Annotated in this window: 10 protein-coding genes and 3 pseudogenes; 4 read left to right on the top strand and 9 right to left on the bottom strand. The window is 61.4% G+C overall.

What is annotated here, in order from left to right; translation table 11 throughout:
* The first annotated feature begins 808 nt into the window (after positions 1 to 808).
* Both ACVWW1_RS20765 and ACVWW1_RS20760 read left to right on the top strand, forming a co-directional pair.
* Positions 809 to 1,546 carry a polysaccharide deacetylase family protein gene (locus ACVWW1_RS20765; RefSeq protein WP_456657283.1) on the top strand — a complete coding sequence of 246 codons (738 nt, stop codon included), beginning with the start codon at positions 809 to 811 and terminating at the stop codon, positions 1,544 to 1,546.
* A 239-nt stretch (positions 1,547 to 1,785) separates the two neighbouring features.
* On the top strand, positions 1,786 to 2,466 hold the full coding sequence (locus ACVWW1_RS20760; protein ID WP_456657282.1) for an alpha/beta hydrolase: 681 nt from the start codon (positions 1,786 to 1,788) through the stop codon (positions 2,464 to 2,466).
* Positions 2,467 to 2,904: 438 nt separating this feature from the next.
* On the opposite strand, the gene ACVWW1_RS20755 is transcribed toward ACVWW1_RS20760, so the two are convergent.
* A complete protein-coding gene (locus tag ACVWW1_RS20755) occupies positions 2,905 to 3,237 on the bottom strand; it encodes a DUF417 family protein (protein ID WP_456660631.1) in 333 nt (110 codons plus the stop codon).
* 219 nt (positions 3,238 to 3,456) lie between these two features.
* Entirely contained in the window at positions 3,457 to 3,993 is a 537-nt protein-coding gene (locus tag ACVWW1_RS20750) for a carboxymuconolactone decarboxylase family protein (protein ID WP_456657281.1), read from the bottom strand.
* Between the two features lie 131 nt (positions 3,994 to 4,124).
* On the opposite strand from ACVWW1_RS20750, the pseudogene ACVWW1_RS20745 reads away from it, so the two are divergent.
* Positions 4,125 to 5,165: pseudogene (locus ACVWW1_RS20745) on the top strand (AraC family transcriptional regulator).
* Between the two features lie 467 nt (positions 5,166 to 5,632).
* Here the strand turns inward: ACVWW1_RS20745 and ACVWW1_RS20740 are convergent.
* The 5 genes and pseudogenes from ACVWW1_RS20740 to ACVWW1_RS20720 form a co-directional block, all read right to left on the bottom strand.
* On the bottom strand, positions 5,633 to 6,064 hold the full coding sequence (locus ACVWW1_RS20740) for a VOC family protein (protein WP_456657280.1): 432 nt from the start codon (positions 6,062 to 6,064) through the stop codon (positions 5,633 to 5,635).
* 27 nt (positions 6,065 to 6,091) lie between these two features.
* Positions 6,092 to 7,856, bottom strand: a pseudogene (locus tag ACVWW1_RS20735) (MOSC domain-containing protein).
* Between the two features lie 33 nt (positions 7,857 to 7,889).
* The gene (locus ACVWW1_RS20730) at positions 7,890 to 8,792 is read right to left on the bottom strand and encodes a DUF427 domain-containing protein (RefSeq protein WP_456657279.1); all 903 of its coding nucleotides are present in this window, start codon (positions 8,790 to 8,792) and stop codon (positions 7,890 to 7,892) included.
* A gap of 162 nt (positions 8,793 to 8,954) precedes the next feature.
* Positions 8,955 to 12,083, bottom strand: coding sequence for an ATP-binding protein (locus ACVWW1_RS20725; RefSeq protein ID WP_456657278.1), 3,129 nt, complete (start codon positions 12,081 to 12,083; stop codon positions 8,955 to 8,957).
* Positions 12,080 to 14,284, bottom strand: a complete 2,205-nt coding sequence (locus ACVWW1_RS20720; protein ID WP_456657277.1) for an ATP-binding protein — start codon at positions 14,282 to 14,284, stop codon at positions 12,080 to 12,082. The genes ACVWW1_RS20725 and ACVWW1_RS20720 overlap by 4 nt, the downstream gene beginning before the upstream one ends.
* Positions 14,285 to 14,295: 11 nt before the next feature.
* Here ACVWW1_RS20720 and ACVWW1_RS20715 point away from each other — a divergent pair, with 11 nt between their 5' ends.
* Positions 14,296 to 14,514 (top strand): hypothetical protein, encoded by a 219-nt coding sequence (locus tag ACVWW1_RS20715; protein ID WP_456657276.1) that lies wholly within the window; start codon positions 14,296 to 14,298, stop codon positions 14,512 to 14,514.
* A gap of 227 nt (positions 14,515 to 14,741) precedes the next feature.
* On the opposite strand, the pseudogene ACVWW1_RS20710 reads toward ACVWW1_RS20715, so the two are convergent.
* Together ACVWW1_RS20710 and ACVWW1_RS20705 are read right to left on the bottom strand one after the other, a co-directional pair.
* Positions 14,742 to 19,899, bottom strand: a pseudogene (locus ACVWW1_RS20710) (trifunctional serine/threonine-protein kinase/ATP-binding protein/sensor histidine kinase).
* 308 nt (positions 19,900 to 20,207) lie between these two features.
* Entirely contained in the window at positions 20,208 to 20,735 is a 528-nt protein-coding gene (locus ACVWW1_RS20705) for a YkgB family protein (protein WP_456657275.1), read from the bottom strand.
* Positions 20,736 to 21,222 lie beyond the last annotated feature (487 nt).

Raw genomic sequence — 21,222 nt, 5'->3', positions numbered from 1 at the left:
CCGAAGTCAAATGGCAGTCGGCAAATCGACTTGCCATTGCCATTTGGCTCCTCGGTGATCAATCTCCCTCACGCGCTTAGATATCAGCTTGCGGTCGTCTTCCTTCCGTTGTCTTTGCGCCCAACCCGAAGATGACTTCGTCTTTCGGTACGTCAATTATACGAGGTTGGGCCGAGTATATTGTCGGGCCTAGCGTTCACAATGGGTACGATCAAGAACGGGCCCATCGCGCGGCAGTTAGAGGCAAGACTGCTATAATCGCGACAACATTTCCAAACTCGGCGTCCCGAGGGAGTCGACTGCGCGCGACTTGATGCCCTCATGACGTGAGCGACGCTTAAAAGCGGGCATATCCAACCATTTGACTATCTTGATCCGCCGGCTCGGCTGGCAACGAGAAGATCGTCGCCAACCGGCGGTGCCGGGGCTCGCTGGATGATCATAATCATTCGATGCCTGTAACCAAACTGGCGCCTAATCCGAACCTTGATCGTGCCGGCGGTCGGCGTCGCACTCGCCCGCGGCCGACAGGCAATTGACAAGGGGAAGCATGGCTAAAGTTGGACTGACCGCCTCGCAGAAGGGCATTTCGGACGCCCCGTGTTCGCGGCGGTGCGTCGCCGTGAGAGCGATGGCCAAGGTAGCTTCCCGAGGAGTGATCAACTGATGCAGACCCAAACCAGACGTTACGACTTCACGCCGATTGTCGATCGTCCGCGTGCGTCCTTTCCGAAAGAAGAACGCGTCGCGGTCGCGATCTATATCAATCTGGAGCATTTTCCGGGAGGACCGGCCTGGCCCGGCGATCGTGCCGCACACCGCGCATTTCGAGCCGGACTCCCTCAACTACGGCTGGCGCGACTATGGGCAGCGCGTGGGCGTCTGGCGCTTGATGGAGGCGTTGGACAAGTATGGCTTGCCGGCGAGCGTGTGTCTCAACTCCGATGTCTGTCGGGAGTATCCCCGGGTCGTTGAGGAAAGCGCGAAACGCAAGTGGGATTTCATGGGGCACGGACGAAACAACTCCGAGATTGTCAACGGCCTTTCGCTGGAGAAGGAGGCTGCGCTGATCGAGGAAACGCTCTCGGTCATCGCTGCGGCCACTGGTGAAAAGCCCAAGGGTTGGCTTAGCCCGTTCTTGACGGAGACTCACGCCACGCCGGATCTGCTCGCTGAGCAAGGCATCGAGTATTTGTGCGACTATACGTGCGATGATCTGCCCTTTCAGATGAAGGTGAGGAAGGGCTCTCTTCTGGGAATGCCGTACTCCGTCGAATGTAACGACCTCCCGTCGGTTCTGAGCTTCGGCACATCCGCGGAAGATTTTGGCCGGATGATACGCGACCAATTCGATGTCCTTTATGAGGAGGGCGAACGGATACCGAGGGTTCTTCCCATTGCCTTGCATCCCTTCATCACGGGACAGGCGTTTCGGACCAAGCACCTTGCGGCGGCGTTCGCCCACATCTCGAGCCAAAAGGACGTGTGGCTGACGACCAGCGGCGAGATCAACAAGTGGTACCGGCAGCACCATTTGCGCAGCTAGCGCTGTCCGCATCACGTGGCTCTCTCCGTCACTGCGATCCCGGACGATCGCACGGGCGCCGGCCCCGGCAGCTCACAAGGCGGATGATGCTCGCGGGCGGCACGGCTTTGCGCGCACGTCATCGAATCCATTGCCTGCGTAACTCTCATCAGAAGGAACCACGATGAATCCCGCAACAGTCGCGCCCACGATCGTGCTTGTGCACGGAGCCTTCGAAGACGCGTCGATCTGGAATAAGGGTGATCGAGCGGCTCCAGCGCGCCGGCTACCCGGTCGTCGCTTTTGCCAATCCGCTGCTGGGTGTGGCGGTCGACGCCGCCTACCTGCGTAGCGTGTTGGACAGGATCCAGGGACCCGTGATCCTGGCCGCCCATTCCTACGGCGGAGCCGTCATCACCGAGGCCGGCACGGACCCCAAGGTCAAGGGCCTCGTCTACGCTGCCGCGGTCATGCCCGCGGCAGGGGAAGCCGCAAGCAATTTGCTCGAGCGGTTTCCCGGCAGCACATTCCCCACGTCCGTCGAGGCGGTCACCTACTCTCTCCCTGACGGGACCAGCGGCACGTATCTCCTCTATCGGGCCGACAAGTTCCACAGCAACGTCGCTGCTGATGTGCCAGCGAGCGAGGCTGCCATGATGCTCGCCACCCAACGGCCGATGAACTTGGCAGCCCTGACCGAGACGCTGACATCCGCTGCATGGACGAGCAAGCCGAGTTGGCAAATCAGGACCTTGCAGGATCTCGCCATTCCTCAGGCCGAACAGAAGTTCGAAGCTGACCGTGCAAAGTCGCATGTCGTTGAGGTGAATGCATCGCACGCCGTCACCGTCTCCAATCCGGACGTCGTAACTGACGTGATCGTACAGGCCGCCCGCGCGGCTGCGACGCAACTGCGGCTTACAAAGGTGGGAAATGAGTAGAAAATCAAAGTGCTGGCACGTCACGATCGCAGCCTTCAGCCTTATGTTGATCATGGGCCCAACCAGTGCATCCACGCGGCGCTATAGCCATGGGACCTCGGGAATGATGCAGGGACCGTCGGAGCATGTGGACGCGGTGCCGAGCTACGACGATCCATCCAGGCGCGGAGGACAACCGGCCTATTCGGATTCCGCCAGACCATTGCCGGAGGTGCACGTTCAGCCGCATGGGCCGTCGTTCGACCCCAACTCTGCGAGCGCGATGGCGGTTCACAGGCGGGCTATCGATCTGGACGAGATGCTGAAATTGCAGGATCAGGAGCTTGATCGACGGCTGGTCATTTGCCGCCACTGCTGATCGCTTGCCGCGCCAAGACGGGCAATCGCCGGCGAACTCAAGAGCTCGCCGGCGATGCATCGCCCTCGGCAGAGGGCCACCTAATGCCGGATCAGGCGAACCAGATCCTGCCGCAGCAGGTAGAGGGAGACTGCGAGCAGAACGACGTCCTTCATCAGGAAAGGCACGTTACCCGTCATCGCCGGGAAGCCTCCCGCCGCGACGTCCCAACCCTCCGGCATGAAGGGAATGATGGTAACGGTCGCAATGAAGGTGCCGGTCGAGCCCAGCGCTCCGAGCACGCCTAGCCGGAGGCTCCAGAAGCCCGCGAGCAACAGTGCGCCGAAGGTCCATTCCGAGGCGCCGAGGAAATAGCTGGCGCCGGCGTGGCCGAATAGCGGGTAGAGCCACCAGATCAATGGGCCGTTGCTGATGAACGGGAGCAGCCGCTCGAATTCGTACGGAAACCACTTCTGGTAACCCGAAGAAGAAGAACATGATCACCATCGAGGCGCGAACGAGATGGTAGTCGATGTCCGCGGCGAGCAGGCCGGATCCTTGCAACGCGCGGACGAAGGGGGTCTGAGAAGAATTGGTGCTGGCTAGCATGGTCATGGTCGTGATCCCTGTCGAGACGAGACCGCGTCGCTGCGTTACGCGACCGCCGGAAAGTCGATCTCGGTGTCGTTGATGCGGTTGAAGATGTTGGTGAACGTGGTCGTGGCAAAGGCGAGGCTGATTTCGACGAGCTGTGCGTCGCTGTAGCCGACGGACTTGATCGCGCGGAAATCCTTTTCGCTTACCGTGCCGCTGGTCCGCGCGAGCTTGTCGACGAAAGCGACCAGCGTATCGCGCTTGATATCGCCCGTCGGCAGACCATCGCGGATTTGCTTCAGCACCTCCGGGGTCAGGCCGGCGAGCCTTCCAAGATGGCTGTGGGCGGCGACACAATAGTCACAGCCGGCCGCCTCGCTGATGACGAGCTTGACGATCTCCTTGTCGGACTTGGTCAGGCGGCCCGAGGCGAGCACGGTATCGGCAGCGAGGATGGACCTGAGCGCGGCCGGGCCATGGGCGGCGATGGCGGCAAAGGTATTCGGCACGCTGCCGATCGCCTTCTTGATCTGGGCGTAGACCTGCCCGGAAGGGCCGGCGTCAGTTTCGAGGTTCGGGACGGAAAGGCGGGGCACGATGGCACTCCTTGGTTGAAACAGTGAACGATTTCGGAGTGACGATATGATCGGGATATGAGATGTTAAATTCCTAATATGCTCGTTTATATGCTCATTCGTCTCACCTTGGCGCACCAATAGAGGTCACAATGGATTGGTTGAGCCAGCTGTTCGACATGATGCCGGTGCGCGGTCGTCTTGACCTGCGCTGCTCCTATGGCGCGCCCTGGCGGATCGAGCAGGGGCCGGGCGAGGCCAACGAAATCCCGTATCATGCGGTGCTTGCAGGCTCGGCTATGCTCGACAATCCGGCGGGAGGCCGCCCGCTGCGACTGTAGGCCGGCGACATCCTGCTGCTGCCGGGCAACCCCCGCCATGTCATGCATGACGACAGTGGCGCTGCGCCGCTGAAGGCCCGCAACCGCGCGCTTCTCAACTTCACGATCAGCGAGAACCCCGGCTCGGACGCGCGGCTCGATCTGTTGTGCGGGCATTTTTCGATCGCCCCGCCGCACGACCGGCTACTGCGCAACTATCTGCCGCCAGTGCTGATCGTGAGGGCCGGCGCGCAGGCCGGCGAGGGGGACGCGAAGGGGCAGCTCGCAGGACTCGTTACCTTGATGCGGGGCGAGACCGCGGGCGATCAGCTCGGTGGTCGCGCGATGCTGAACGCGTTGTCGATGGCGATGTTCGCGCTCGTGCTGCGCCTCGCCAGCGAGACCGGCGACGCTCCACGCGGGCTGCTTGCCCTCGCCGGTCACCCGCGCCTCGCGCCGGTGGTTGCGGCCATGTTCGACGCGCCCGCGCGCGCATGGACGCTGCCCGAGCTCGCGCAACTCGCCAACATGTCGCGCGCGACACTCGCCCGTCAATTCCAGGACAAGGTCGGACGTTCACCGATCGAACTCTTGACCGATATCCGCATGACGCTGGCAACGAATGAATTGAGGAAACGATCGATCTCGACCGGAGCGGTCGCGGAAGCGGTCGGTTATCAGTCGGAGGCGGCGTTCCAGCGGGCGTTCAAGAGACACATGGGTGTCACCCCTGCGCAATGGCGAAAGGCGGCGCAGACGCCTGTGGCGATTGACGAGCTGGATACTCGCGAAGAACACAGACGCGATACCGGTTTGAGAAAGCCTGGGCGACGAACGCCGGGTAGCCGGGACCTCAGCATCCACGGCAGATGATGAGCTTGCGATCCAGCATCCGGTCGCTCTGCTGCTGCTCATGCGCCCAGGCCGACAGCGCATCCGATTGCGGCACGTCGGCCCGGTCGGGCTGATGGTGGCCGACCGGAGCGAGCCAGGGCAGGCGCGACGTCAGCTCGACCGAAGCCAGGTACTGGGTGGTCCGCGAGGTCAGGCCGGGGAGGGCGTTGGAAGAGATGCTCCGATCGGTGGCATGCGGGCAACAGCAGGCCGATCAAGAGTAGGCGCGCAACAGCGGAACGGATCGGATGTGTCTGGCTCGAAAGAGGGGACATGGCGGCGCCCCCTTGGGTGGAGGCTCGGGGTGAGCGGCTCCGTGGAGCTCCACAATAGTCGTGGACGCGAAAGTCTGAATGCCGCGCGATCTCGGAATTATGCTCGTTCGTCTCACAGGCGTCGATGAGCGGACTGGTCTGCCGTGACCAATGTTGACGCGGCCGCATGCGTCAAGCCGTGCGGTAGCCTCGTTCCTGGAGCACCCAGCTATTGCCGTCCGGGTCCGAGAAGTCGGCGAAGCTGGCATAGTCGCTGCGCGCGGGATCGAGGCCTGGGGCGAAGCCGCCATCCCACCGAGCGATCGGCGTCTTGTGCCTGATATCACTCACCTGCACGCCACGTTTCAACAGGTGGCGTCGCGCGGTCTCGAGATTCGTGACGACGAGATAGGCGTTACGAAGCGACCCCGCGGGCGCATCGGTGATGCCGTTGCCGATCTGGATCGAGCAGCTTGAGCTGGGGGGCGTGAGCTGCACCACGCGGAATGCGCCATTCGGTGAATAGTCGACGTCGAGGGCGAAGCCGACCTGATCGACATAGAAGCGCAGTGCCCGCTCGACGTCTGTCACGGGAACAGTAAGCACCTCGACCGAAAACTTCATGATGGCTCCTGACTGCATCGCTGCGATCTACAAATCGATGACGACGTCTTGAACCGGCTGTGAGCAGCAAATCAGAAGATTGCCGTCGGCCGGCTTGTCGAGCGGCAGCGGCGCATAGGCCACCGCGCCGGAAACCAGGCCGCTTTCACAGTTGTGACAGACGCCGGTCCGACATGACCAGCGGACCGGAACGTCACACGCCTCAGCCAACTCCAGAATGCTCGCGTAAGTCGACGGCTCCCAATGGACGGCGATGCCGCTTCGCGCGAACGATATGAGCGGGCCGCTGTCGGCTCTGTCCTTGGGCGGGTGCGGAGCCCGGCTGGCCGCGCCGACGATGCCGGGCATCAATGATTCGCCGCCATTGAAAATTTCCGTATGAATTCGCTCCGGCATCATGCCGGACCCGGCGAGCGCTTGTTTCATGTCCGCCATGAAGCGCGCTGGCCCGCAGAGGTAGACGTCCGCCTCGCGCGGAATGTCGATGTCCTCGAAGATCTGTTGCGACAGGCGGCCGGGAGCATCGAACCCCTCGCCGAGCTTGTCGCGCGAATCCGGTCTGCTGTAGCAGACAAAGCTACGGCCCTGTGGCAGGGCACGCATGAGGCGGCGTACTTCGTCCGCGAACGGATGATGCCGCCCGTCGCGCGCAGCATGCAGCCAGAAGACCTGTCGCCTCGAACGTGCCGCTGCCAGAGCGTGCAGCATGGCCAGAACCGGGCGTTGCTCCGATCCCCGCGCTGACCAACCCCACCGGCCGCTCTCCGGACTGCAGGGTAAAGCCTCCGCGTGGAGAGCTGACCTCGAGAACGTCGCCCACCCGGACGTGCTCGTCGAGGTAGTTCCCGGCCGCTCCATTCGGCTCGATCTTCACGCTGATCCGGTATCTCGCTGTCGAGAGGGGACCCGAGAGTGAATAGCTGCGAACGAGCAGTGGGCCGTCGGTTCGCGGAAGGCGCAGGACCACGTACTGGCCGGGCAGGTATGGTGGCAGCGGCTCGCGGGCCGGTTGCTGCAGGGAGAGCGAGACGACGTCCACGGTCTCCCGATCGATCGACGCAACCATGACGCGATGAAATCCCGAAGCGGCTGGATATGCTGCGGCTGCCGGAGCAAGGCCCGCGTTGCCGCTGCTCCCCGTATCGGTCGTTTGGCTCTGAAGCAGCGCCTCAAACGAGGCGCGCCATCCTGGTGAAAGTGCCCCGATACGTAAGGCGCGCTCCAGCCGATCGCGTGGGTGATTGGACGAATAGAGCAGCGCGTTGATCTCGGCGACCGTCATTCGCTCGTCGGCTTCGCCGAGCTTCACGATTTCGTCGCCGGCGCCGACCTCGCCTTCGTCTAGGACGCGAAAGTAGAACCCCGGCCTTCCGCTGGACGTCAGCAGTGCCGGCATCCTCGGCTCGTTGGTCCGAATGCCGACGCGATAGCAGGTCACGCGCGGTTGAGTGACCTCGAACACGGCGCTGCCGATTCGATAGCGATCGCCTATGCAAACGGCGTCGTCGGGCAGCCCTTCGATAGTGAAATTCTCGCCGAACTGTCCGTGGACGAAATCGGTGCGGCCCATCTGCACCTGCCAGTAGCGATATGATTCGATCTGGTACACGAAGATCGCTCGCTGCTCGCCTCCGTGGCCACCCAGATCGCCCTGACCATCTCCGTCCAGGTTCAATCGGCCGACCCGACAGCGGCCATGCACCGGATTCTTCCAGATCCCTGTGCGTATGGTGCGATTCTTCCAGGCGACGTTGCGAGGAAGTCCGACGTTCACCGACAGGAGTCGCGCCATGTGCCGCTCCGTTTCGACCGATCCAGCTATCTTCTAGCCGGTTGCAGCCCCTTTGGGCCAGCTGCCAGGCGTTGGCGGGGCGGCCACCTCGGCTACGTCTAGATTGCGATCGGGGCCATGTGGAACCACCGACTGGCCGGTTTCGAGACGCATCTGCGTGCCATCGAGATGAACCGTCACGATGTCGGGCTCGAACGATACAAAATTGGAGATGCGGCGGACCTCTGGATAGGCGTCGGGGTACGACCATGCCGCCTGGCGCGCCTCTCCGATGGAATAATAGCTGCAGAGACCCTTGTATGGGCAGAACGTCTGCAGCTTCAGCGGAGTAAGAGCGGACTCGTCGATATCGGTACGTGGAACGTACCAGCGAGGTGCAAAGCCGGATTCGTAAAGGGCAAGCGGCCGCTTCGTATCGGCGATCACTCGGCCTTGATGGCTGACCACAAGGTTACGAGAGGTCTGGCGGATGTCGATGCGGTGATACGGATCGGCGGCATGGCCCACTATGCGTTCATCCTCCTCGTAGAAAGCATCCATGGCTCGCCAGGCGAAGGCGATTAGACCGTGCAAGTCGCTCGCGTGGGCTGGCAAGCTGGTGTGCTGCCAGGCTCCCCGCGCCGCGATGTGTTGCTCGTCCGCATGGACGCTGTACCAGGATGTGGGCCCGAGGTCGGCGTGTTCGGTGCTATGCTCAGTGCGTTCCAGGACATCGGGCGACACGTCGGCCTCCGGGAAATAGGCCACAGGATAACGGCCCGGTTCAAACAGCAGGAGGGCCTTCTCGCTTTCGGCGATCCAGCGTCCGCCAAAGTGCACGCGCATACGGCGGCGTAACGGTTCGACGTATAATAGTCGCTTAGGCAGCGGCTGAGGAACGAGGAAGCGGCCAATTGCTCCCGTTGAAAGCGGGCCTTGTTGCCAGGACAGTCCCAACTGCTCTCTCCTTTTGGCTCGCCGTCAGCCGCCGGCAGGCCTGCTGCCGCCCTCGCTTGGCTTCGCAGGCGTGATCCGGTGAATATAGTTCGTCCGCGGCCGGGCCTTGGTTACAGGCTGCCACAACAGTTTCCGCGGGGTCTCCAAGCGGGCCGAGATGGTTCAGCCAACCGCAAATCCATCATCGATCGGAACGGTGAACTGAAAGACGGCTCCGCGCGGTTCGTTTGTGGTCACCCACAGCCTGCCGCCATGCCCGACAATGATCGAACGGCATATCGATAGTCCAACACCGAGGCCGCCCGATTTGGTCGTGTAGAAGGGTTCGAACAGCCGCGCGAGGCCCTCTGGCGACAGTCCCGGTCCCGAATCTGCGATCGACACGAGTATGCTTTCCGCATCGGCTCTCGCGGTCCGGATGAGCAGCTCGCGCTGCCCCGCCGCGGTTCCGCTCATCGCCTCGATAGCGTTCAGGATCAAGTTGAGCGTCACCTGCTGCAGCTCGACGCGATCGCCGATGACCTTGGGCAGGCGATCGGCGAACGCCGTTCGGATCGAGACATCGTTCCGCGCCGCTTCGGCCTGCGTCAGCTCGATGACGTGGCCGATCACGTCGTTGATCGCCAGTGAGTCCCGCTTCGGCGGTGATTTCTTTATCAGATCGCGGATACGTCCAATGACTTCACTGGAGCGGATACCGTTCTCGATGGCGCGTGTCAGCGCCCTGCGCGTCTGTTCCAACGCCGGCGGTTGGTGATCGAGCCAGCTCAATGCCGCCTGCGCACTGGCGATAACGGCGGTGTTCGGCTGATTGACCTCGTGAGCGATCGACGCCGTCAGCTGTCCCATCACCGCCACGCGGTTGGCGTGGGCCAGCTCCATCTGCGCCTCGCGGTAACGCTGCTCGTTCTCGCATGCCTCGGCTTCTGCGCGCTTGCGCTCGCTGAGATCCAGCACGAAGGCAACACCCTGCTCCTGTTCGTCGTCGAACAAGGCTCCGCCGGTCAGCACCGGCACTCGGCTGCCATCCTTGTGGAAGAATGCTTTTTCGAAAGGTTTGACGACACGCGTCGCCTTCAGTTCGGCTCGGGCGCGATCGGTTCGCTCCTGCCATTCGGGCGGCGTTAGATCCGCCCAGCGCAACCGGCCTGCGGCGAGATCTTCACGATCATATCCCAGGGTCTTCAGGAAGGCCTCATTGGCATCGAGGATGTCCGGGGTGTGATCAAAGATGAAAATCCCGATGATGTTGGATTCGACCAGCCGGCGAATCCTCGACTCCCGCTCCTGAAGCTCTCGATACAGACGCGCATTGTCGAGCGAGGTCGCGGCTTCGGACGCGAGAAATTTAAGGATCGCGATCCGGGCGGGGGTGAAAACGCGCGAGGCAAGATTGTTCTCAAGATACAAGAATGCCACCGCCCTGCCTTGCTTGATGAGTGGTACGCACAGGGCCGACAAGACGCGCTTCTGCTTGATGTATTCATCGCCGCCGAATGCGCTGCTCGTCGAGGCATCGTCGAGCACGACGCTCTCTCGCGTGCGAGCCGTGTAGAGTACGATCGACATCGGCACTTCGGCGGCGGAAATCGGTGAATCGGCAAGATCGAGAGCGACCGAACCGCCGCCGGTCACCGCCTCCGCCCGAATTCGCAGCTCTGGTCCCCTCGGCAAGATCAGCACGCCGCGCTCCGCACCCGCGTGCTCGATGGCCGAACGAAGCAGGGTTTCCGTCAGCCTCTCCAGCACAATCTCGCCCGAAACGGCCTCCGACACCTTGAGGATCGTCGCGAGGTCCAACTGCTCGACGGGCGCTCCGATCATGCCCGCGGCATTGAGTGCGGATCCTCGTTCCCGCACGTCCGGATAGCGTTCCTCAAGCTGGCTCACCTTTGCTTCGGCGCCCCAGCGCGCGTAGCAATCGCGCGCCTTTATCAGGTAGGACAGGACGACCGTTCGAATGCCGCGCGCCTCGTAGAACGCTGCCGCACGCTCCGCGGCGATTGCTTCGATCTGCACGAATCCGGCTTCCTGCGCCAATCGGATCGATTCTTCGTATAGCTGTTCCGCCTCGAGCTCGCGGCCTTCGATGCGCGCAAGCTCCGCCGTGACGAGCTTCTGCCGGGCGGCGTAGTTCGTCGGGCAGCGGTTCGACCAGACCGTGAGCTTGCGATGGTTTTCGCGGAGGCCGCTGAGGCGTTGTTCGCGATCTTCGGGGCGTGACGCGTGATAAGCCCCGGCATGAGCGAGTGCCGCGTAGAACCGGTATTCGGAGAAATCCGAATAAGACAGTGCGCACCATGAGAGCTCTTCGGCGCGCGGGGTGAGGGCAACCGCGACGTCGTCACGTCCGGCAAGGACCTCGATCTGGATGTGCGTCGCGTAGTAGAAGAAGGCGCTGATCGGCTCGCTTGCATCCAGGGGCTGAAGCGCTCCGGGGCTCTTGAAGCTAATCCCCCCATCGCGCCCCGTAAGGCTCAGCGCCAGATTTCTTTGCCTGGCCAGGCCCTCCGCCGCCAGCCGGATACCCAAACCTTCCGCGAATGACAAGGCTCGCTCGACGCTCGAGCAGACTTCCACGAGCGAATCGCCGCAGAACAGATCCACCGATATCAGTCCGCGATGCGAGTACGCCGCGAACGCCAGCTCCCCAGTCGCCAAACAGATTGCAAGAGCGCGCTGAATGAACGGCCGTCCCGATCGGATCGGACGAATCCACGGGGTTACGTGGAGGCCGAATGCCAGGAGTGCCCGGCCGCTCAATCCTTGCTGTGGCTGCCTGTCAGCAAGGGCTGCGCCAAATTGTGACAGTCGGAATCCAAGTTCGGCATCGGTCGAACTGCTCGCGAGCACGCCGAATATGGCGGTCAGCGGATAGCACGCTTCCGAGCTCACCCCGTGTTCGATCGTCAGCCGGGTAGCCTCCACGAGCATAATGTCGGACAGGTTGCGATCCGTGAGAAAGGCTGGCGTGAGGAGGTCAGCCAAGACGCACATCGTTGCTCGATGATTCGGATCGGTCATCGGCGGTAGCGCTTGGAGCTGGTCGTCAGACAGTGTTTCGGTCAGCCTTCGCAGGCGCCGCCGATCCTCCTCGACCTCGCTTCGGCTGGGATGGTGGGACCAGTCAATCCCGGTCCTGCGCAAAAAAGCAAGGCAGACGTCGACCGCCCGCTCGAGCTGTCCCGCAGCGGTGTACAGCTGGGCCCGAAGTCTGGCGACCTCAGCGCTCTCTTGGATGTCCGATCGGCTCTGTGACAGGATCGCCATTTCCGCTTCGGCTGTCTTCAAATCGCCGAGCAGAAATTTGCATTCGGCATGGAGCAGGCCGATCGCGAAGGCGTCCTGGCTGCGTCGTGGATCGCCTTCCTCCCCGAGCAGTTTGTGGGCAATTTCAAGGTAGGCTGTTGCCGCGTGGTAAGCCGTTGCATTTCGCGCGCGGCGACCCGCAGCGAGATTGACGGCAACGACCTGGTCGCGTTCGGCACCGTGGCTGCCAAAGCGGCGATGCCGCGGTTCAGTTGGTTGGCGACGATATAGACGCGCTCGTTGGTTTCGTCGGGCGTCAGCTGCGCTGCCAGGGTCATGCCGATCCGAAGGTGAAGGGACGTTCGCCTGTCCTGGTCCGGTTCTAGCGCATAAGCGGCCTCTTGAACGCGATCGTGCACGAAAGCGTAAGAGTTCTTGAGGCGTCGAACCAGCTCGAGACGCGTCGCGTCTCGCAGATCAGCGTGGAGCGTCTCCTCCGATCCTCTGTGCACGAGACAGAGCATTGCGACCTCGGCGCTGTTGCCCAGGCAGGCGAGCTCCAGCAGGGCCTGACGCGTCTCTTCGCGCAAGCCACTCAGCTTGCCGACCATGAGATCTGCGACGTTTTCGGCGTAGCTTTTGTCCTTGATGCGTTCGAGGTCCCCTTGCCACCGCCTCTTGTCATGATCGAAGGTCAGCAGCTTTTCTTCGGCCAGCGTCTGCAGAAATTGCGTGAGGAAGAACGGATTGCCGCCCGTTTTCTCGTACACGACCTCGGCGATAGGCATGGCGGATGCCGCCTCGCAGTGAAGTGCATCCGCAACGAACTTCCCGACGGCATCCCGTGTGAGGGGGGCCAGGTCGATTTCGCGCACCCGCTTGCGGGAAGCGCGAATTTCGACGAGCCGTTGTGCCAGCATATATTTGACGTCGACATCGTTGCGTCGATACGCGACGACGAGAAGCAGATTCCGCAGGTCAGATCTGTTCAGGAGGTCGTCGATCAGATCCAATGTGGCCACGTCGAGCCACTGCAGGTCGTCGAGGAAAAGGACAAGGGGATGGTGCGGCTTGGCGAAAATGGCGATGAAGCGTCGAACGACGAGTTGGAAGCGTCGCTGTGCGTCCTGCGGGGAGGTCTCCGGGACAGGCGGTTGATCCCCGATCACCAGCCGCAGCTCCGGTACCAGATCGACCATCAGTTGACCGAGATGACCCAGCGCTTCGCGCAGGGTGCTACGCCAAGGCGCGAGATCGGCTTCGCTCTTGGCGAGCAGGCCTCGGATAAGGCCCTGAAGAGCATGCGCGAGCGTCGCGTAAGGCATGTCGCGCTTATGCTGGTCGAACTTGCCCGAGGCGAAGAACCCTCCCAATGGGACCAAAGCCTTGTGCATTTCGTCGACGAGTGCGGACTTGCCGATACCCGAGGAGCCGGACACCAGGACGAGCTCGGGCGTGCCGCTCCGGGTGACGCGATCGAACGAGGTGAGCAACGCCTCGATCTCGCGCTCCCTGCCGTATAGCCGTTCGGGAATCCGCAGGCGGTCCGGCGTATCGGATTGGGCCAGAACGAAATCATCGATCCGTCCCTGCGCTTCCCATTCGGCGAGCGAGCGTTCGAGATCGCTCTTGAGGCCGGTGGCGGTCTGGTAGCGCTCCTCGGCGGTCTTGGCGAGGAGCTTCATGATGATCGCCGACAAGGCACCAGGGACGCCCTTGATCCGTTCGACCGGCGGAACGGCTCGTCTCGCGATGTGGCTGTGCACCCATTCCATCGGATTGTCCGCACTGAACGGCAGTGTGCCGGTGAGCATCCGATAGAACGTTACGCCGAGCGCGTACAGGTCGCTGCGGGAATCGACGGACCGGTTCATGCGGCCGGTCTGCTCGGGCGCCATATAGGCCAGCGTGCCTGCGATCGTCTCCGGTGGTTCGAGCTGCTGACGCTCACGCGGCAAGCGAGATGCGAGGCCGAATCCGGTGATCCTGACCTCGTCGGCTTCGGTCACCAGAAGATTTGCGGGCTTCAAGTCCTTGTGGATCAGGCCCCGCCGATGGAGCTGCTCGACAGCAATGGTGATCGCTAGAGCCAACCGCAAAAAGCGGTCCAGCTTCATCGGCTCGCCGAGCTGCCGCTCGAGGGGCTCGCTGCCGTGATCTTCCAATATCAGAAACATTCGACCGCCGTCGCGGATCAGCTCCAGGGGCCGCGCGGCCCACGTCCGCTCGAGCTCGTCGCGCAAGTGGCGTATTCATGGACAAGCCGGTCGAGGACCGCGGCCGGCGGATGCTCTGCTGCGGTCCTTACGATCAAAACACTATTGAGATTGCCATCGGCGCCCCGGCGCCATTTGCGGCAAAAGACGCGCTCCCCGTTGTCCCAGAGAAGTTCGAGACCGGCATCTCCATGCGTGAGGATCGGCGACGACACTTGCATTTGCCGGACTCCGGGGGCAGCCGGCCACTCGGTTGAGAACGAGGGAGAGGTGTTTGCCTGTCCCGTGCGGGAACGTACTCCCAACGCCAGTCGCCAACAATAGCCGGGATCAGAGCCATAGTATGAGCCATATTCCGGACGCGCAGCCCTGATCGAGGCCATCATCGACCGTCAAGGGTTGTTCCGGTGTGCTCTGACCAGTGATTCCGCTCAACCGCGGATGATGCATCTTCGCTGCCCGGTCGCGCATTTGAGGGTGTGACTCAGCCAACCGCAAGTCCATCGTCGATCGGAACGGTAAACTGAAAGACGGCTCCGCGCGGTTCGTTTGTGGTCACCCACAGCCTGCCGCCATGCCCGACAATGATCGAACGGCATATCGATAGTCCAACACCGAGGCCGCCCGATTTGGTCGTGTAGAAGGGTTCGAACAGCCGCGCGAGGCCCTCTGGCGACAGTCCCGGTCCCGAATCTGCGATCGACACGAGTATGCTTTCCGCATCGGCTCTCGCGGTCCGGATCAGCAGCTCGCGCTTCCCCACTGCGGTTCCGCTCATCGCCTCGATGGCGTTCAGGATCAGGTTGAGCGTCACCTGCTGCAGCTCGACGCGATCGCCGATGACCTTGGGCAGGCGATCGGCGAACGCCGTTCGGATCGAGACATCGTTCCGCGCCGCTTCGGCCTGCGTCAGCTCGATGACGTGGCCGATCACGTCGTTGATCGCCAGTGAGTCCCGCTTCGGCGGTGATTTCTTTATCAGATCGCGGATACGTCCAATGACTTCACTGGAGCGGATACCGTTCTCGATGGTGCGCGTCAGCGCCCTGCGCGTCTGCTCAAGCGCCGGCGGGCGGTGATCGAGCCAGCTCAATGCCGCCTGCGCGCTGGCGATAACGGCGGTGTTCGGCTGATTGACCTCGTGGGCGATCGACGCCGTCAGCTGTCCCATTACCGCCACGCGGTTGGCGTGAGCCAGTTCCATCTGAGCCTCGCGGTAACGCTGCTCACGCTCCTGAACTTCGCGGTACAGACGCGCATTGTCGAGCGACGTCGAGGCCTCAGACGCGAGAAATTTGAGAAGAGCGACCTTTGCTGGCGTAAATACAGCCTTGGCAAGATTGTTCTCGAGATACAGCAGAGCGACCAGGCTGCCTTGCTTCGTGAGCGGAATGATCAGAATCGACCGGGCGCTCTTGAGCTGGAAGTAGCGATCCCCTCTGAAGGCCCCACTTTCCGCAGCATCGTCGAGAATAACGCTCCCCTGCGTGCGGGCCGCGTACAGGACGAGCGACTCCGGGATTTCCATGTGGGAGATCGGTCGATCGCACAGACCGACATTGATCGAAACTCCCTGGGTCATCGCTTCCGCTCGAATCCGCGGCTCCGCGTCCTGCTGCAGAATCAGCAGTCCACGTTCCGCGCCAGCGTGCTCGAGGGCTGTACGCATGAGCGTTTTGATGAGCTTGTCAAGAACGATCTCACCCGTGACTGCCTCAGAGACTTTTAAGGCCGTTGCGAGGTCCAAGTGTTCGACAGGCGCCCCAATCGTGCTCGTCGGGCTGAGAACGGGTGCTTTCTCCGCGAGGTGCGGGTGCATGTCGTCGAGCTGCCGCACTTTGCCATCGGCCCCCCAGCGGACATACGCCTCGCGCGCTTTCCGCAGATACACAAGCGCAAATTCTTCGAAGCCACGGGCCGCATAGAAGTTTGCGGCCAGCTCGTAGGCGAGGGCCTCATTGTGAACGAAACTGTTTGAGCGGGCCGAGCGGATGGCCTGCTCGTAGAGCCCCTCGGCGTCTAGCTCGCGGCCTCCAATCCGAGCGATCTCCGCCCCCACCAATGCGGCGCGGCTTTCGAAATTCTCCGGACAATTCTTCTCCCACGCCTGGAGCTGATGATGGTGATTTGCCAAAGCTTCAAAGTGTCGCCGGTCGAGAGATGCGGAATCCCTGCATGCCGCGTGAGAAAGCGCACTATAGAAGTGAAATTCTGCCGTTTCGAATTGTGATGGCGATGTCCAAAGCAGCGGTTTCGCTCTCAATGAGGCGTCGACGGCCGAAGCATAATCCCCGGCGAAGAAGCGGGCTTGCAGCTTTCGGATCGAATACCAGCACTCAGCCTCCGCCACAACGAGACCGCTTGCAAGATGTTGCTCAAATTGGAGCTCATCGAATTGCTCATCGTCGAAAAAGCCGAATTTAGCGGTCAACCCGCGGAGGCTCAGGATTAGTCTGAGCTGGGCTGTGATGTCGTCCACAATGAGACCGAAGCCAAGCTTCCTGGCAAACGCGAGACCCCTTTCGGCTTCATATTGCGCCTCTCCGAGATGATCTCCCGCCGCCAAAAGATTTGTGACGAGGTGGTTGCAGCTGTAGGCCGCGAAGGTAAGGTCACCGATTTCGTTTGCCGCACTGAATGCTCGACGCACGAGAGCACGTCCGGCCTGGATATGTCTCACCCACGGCATGACCATGTTTCCGAAACACATATAAGTTCGTGCCTGAAAACGCTTCAATCCATGCTCTTCGACCAAGTCATAGCCTAGTTTTCCAAAACGGAAGCCATCCTGATAGTTGTTGAAGCGCGGTCCAGCAATGACGGCAAGCCATACATATGCGAAACATGACCCGTCGCCATTGCCGTGCTCGAGGCTGAGATTGACCATATGGCAAATGACAAGCGAAGACAGGTTCTCGTCTGTAAAATATGCCGCCGACATGACTTTTGTCAGAACATCCATCGTCGAGAGAGAGGCGGTGTCGCTCATTAAAGGGAGCTCGGTTAGGGCATCGATTGTGCGCCTTCCGAGCAGCGACCAGATCCGATCGTATTCTTGCCGCACGTCCTCGCATGTTGGGTGCGGGGACCATTCGACGCCGACATGCCGCAGATAGCTGAGACAGACCGCAACTGCGCGATCGCTCTGATCAAGTATTGTATACAGGTCCATCTGCATACATGTGATGGTGGCTAGTTCGATTGTGTTTGCGGCGCGTGATGAAAGTATCGTCAAGCGATCCGCTGCCGCAGCCAGCTGCCCAGACAGAAGCTCGCATTCAGCTCGGTTCAATTCCAATGTGAAAATAAGCTCGCGCCGGCGCTCCCAGGCGTCGTGGGCTAACAGTGCTCCGCCGGCAATGAGATATCCAAGCGCTGAGGTGTAGGCTGTTGATGCCTTGGCGCGCTTGCCTGCGATCAGATTTAGCTCAGCGACATGCTCGCGTTCTTCTCGCGAAGTGATCATTGTGGTGCCGCGGTTGAGCTGATTGACAATATCGAAGATCGCTTTTTCTCTTTGCTCGGGAAGCGTATGCGTCACTAGCAACCTCCCTATTCGAAGATGAGCTTCCGCGCGCGACCGTTCCGAGATCAGGGAATATGCTGCTTCCTGAACGCGGTCATGGAGGAATTTGTAGGAAACTTCCGAGCGGAAGATGAGGCCGGCTCGGGCGGCTTCCCAAAGCTTGTGGTGAATTTCCTCCTGCGTCTCCTGGTAAACCATGACAAGCTGGTCGAACTCCGCGCTGTTGCCCAAACAAGCGAGCTGCTGCAACGCGTTCTGAGTTTCGATGGGGAGCTGGCTCAACTTTTCTACCATAAGGTCCACAACATTATCGGTGTAACCCTTCGCATGAATCCGGGCCAGCTCCCAGGACCATCGAGAATCGCCATGATCGAAGATAAGTAGCCCCTCTTCGGCAAGCGAAGAGATAAACTGAATAGCGAAAAATGGATTGCCGTCAGTTTTTTCGTGGACCAGTTGTGCCAACGGAGCCGAGCGCTTTGGCTCGCAGCGAAGAGAATCCCCAATCAGCTGACCAAGGTCTCTGCGGACCAGCGGCGCGAGGAGGATCTGTTGCACTGCCGCTTCCGCTTTTCGGATCGCTTCGAGCTTGCGCATCAGCGGATGGGCGGAATCGACTTCATTGTCTCGATAAGCGCCAATTAGCATCAGGTGCCGCACATCCGGCTGAGTCAGCAGGTCTTCGAGCAAATCGAGCGTTGCGGCGTCGAGCCATTGCAAGTCGTCTAGGAAGAGAGCAAGCGGATGCTCCGGCCGTGCGAATGCGCCGATGAAACGCCGGAGCACCAGCTGGAAGCGCCGCTGCGCATCCTGTGGCGGAAGAGCAGGGACCGGCGGCGGTTCTCCTATGATGAGCTTTAGTTCGGGGACGAGATCCACAATGAGCAGTGCGTTCGGGCCGAGTGCCTCTAGAAACGCATCGCGCCAGATGCGCAGCTCGGCTTCGCTCTTACCCAGCAGCGGTCGGACAAGGCTCTGAAGCGCTTGCGCCAACGTGGCATATGGGATGTCACGCTTGTGCTGTTCGAACTTGCCCGAGGCGAAGAGGCCACGCGGGGGAACAAGCACCTTGTGCAATTCATTGACCACAGAAGACTTGCCGATGCCGGAATGTCCTGACACCAAGACCAGCTCCGACTTACCGTACTTGACAACGCGATCGAACGACGCAAGCAAGATCGCGATTTCGCGCTCTCTCCCGTACAACTTCTCGGGGATCAGGAGGCGATCCGGTTGGTCCTCTTCGCCGAGCGGAAAATGTTCGATTCGGCGTTGGGCTTCCCATTCGGCGAGGCAGCGCTGGAGATCGCTCTTGAGGCCGGTGGCGGTCTGGTAGCGATCCTCGGCAGTCTTGGCCAGAAGCTTCATGACGATCGCCGAGACGGCACTAGGCACGTCCTTTGTTCGTTCGACAGGTGGTACCGCTCGCTTCGCGATGTGGCAGTGCACCCATCCCATGGCATCGGCCGCGGTGAACGGGAGAACGGCCGTGAGCATCCGGTAAAAACGTGACGCCGAGCGCGTACAAGTCGCTGCGGGAATCGACGGACCGGTTCATGCGGCCGGTCTGCTCGGGCGCCATATAGGCCAGCGTGCCTGCGATCGTCTCCGGTGGTTCGAGCTGCTGACGCTCACGCGGCAAGCGAGATGCGAGGCCGAATCCGGTGATCCTGACCTCGTCGGCTTCGGTCACCAGAAGATTTGCGGGCTTCAAGTCCTTGTGGATCAGGCCCCGCCGATGGAGCTGCTCGACAGCAATGGTGATAGCTAGAGCCAACCGCAAAAAGCGGTCCAGCTTCATCGGCTCGCCGAGCTGCCGCTCGAGGGGCTCGCTGCCGTGATCTTCCAATATCAGCAAGGCATGATCGCCATTGCGGACTAGCTCCAGCGGCCGTACGGCCCAGGCTCGATCGAGCTCGTCCCGCAAGGCGTATTCGTGAGCAAGCCGGTCGTAGACGGCGGGCGGATGTTCCGCAGCGGCTCTTACGGTCAAGACACTATTGAGGTCGCCATCGGCGCTTCGGCGCCATTCGCGGCAGAAGATGCGCTCCCCGTCGTCCCACAGAAGCTCGGGACCGGAACCACCGTGCGTGGGGATCGGCGAAGATGCATTCATCTGCCGGACTCCGCAGCTGGTCGGCGGGCCCGTGGAGAAGGGGTACCCAGCGTCCAAACGCCCCCTTTATAACGTTACTCCCCGGAAGGGTCCTTCACAACGGCACTGATCAGCACGCCGGGCTTGCTCGCCTCCAATATTCGGCGATGCCGCCGTAGCGGTTACAGATTGATTTGATAGGGAACTCAAAGGGGCAACGGCTCTCCCGTGAGCCGCCGGCAGCTTTTTGACCCGCGTCGTCAGCAAGCCGCGCTGGTCTACGAATGTATTCGTCGGCGTTGATCTTGCTCTTCTCGGGTCAACCGGTGCTAGTGTATCGCTCCCTGTCGAATAACCCTGTCCCGCGCCGGGGACCCTTCGGCTGCTGCGCGGATGACGTCCTGCTTGAGCAGATAGACGGAAGCCGCAAGCAGTACGACGTCCTTCATGAGAAAGAGGAACGGCAAGGTCGCTGCGGGAAAGCCACCGGCCGGCGCGGCCCAGGCATCAGGGAAAAACGGAATGATCGTCACGGTAGCGACATAGGTCGCGCATGAACCCAGTGATCCCAAGACCGCCAGTTTTCGGTTCCAGAAGCCGAGCACAAGAAGCAATCCAAACAGCAATTCCGCAGAACCCAGGAAGTAGGCCGCCCCGCGCACGCCAAACACCGGATACAGCCAGAAGATCAGAGGGCCGTGGCTGATGAATGGAATCAACGCATGCGCTTCGTAGTCGAACCATTTCTGGCAGCTGAAGACGAAGAAGACCACGATCATCGCCACACGAGTGGCATGGTAGTCAAAATCGCCCCTGACCAGATCGAGCTCGGACAGCTTCTTTATGAGATGGTCCATCGGATGTCGTCTCGTCATCGAGGTTGCGGATTGGTGCCAAGGGTGGCGTCGACGCTTATCGTCGCCTGAACGATAGCCAAGCTTCGAAGGGCGCGCTGTGCGCGGCTTATCGCGCGTTTCTCAAAATTGCGCCGTTCGGCTGCCGGCAACCGTGTCAGCGTAGCCTGACCTCGCTCGAGTTCCGGTGTCTGCGGACGACGTCGTGAGACGAAGGGCGGTCTTGCAGCTGCGTGTCCGTGTCGCCCCGGTGGCTCGTGCCGCCGCCGCAAACCCATACCAAAGTATGGGTTTGTGCATCACAATCGTGAGATTGTAGGGGGGCACCTGCCGAACGCATGCTCCGGGCTCATCTGCGCAACCAATCTTGGCGCAACTACTGGATTTTCCTCACTCGGGGAGACCGAACATGCGCTTCTCGCGAAAAAGCATGGAGCGTTACGACGGCGGTCGCTTCGTCGGACGGCGTGCGGCCAGCGCGCCGGTCGAC

The organism is Bradyrhizobium sp. JR3.5, from assembly GCF_054057015.1.
This window is presented reverse-complemented; position numbering and strand designations above follow the sequence as displayed.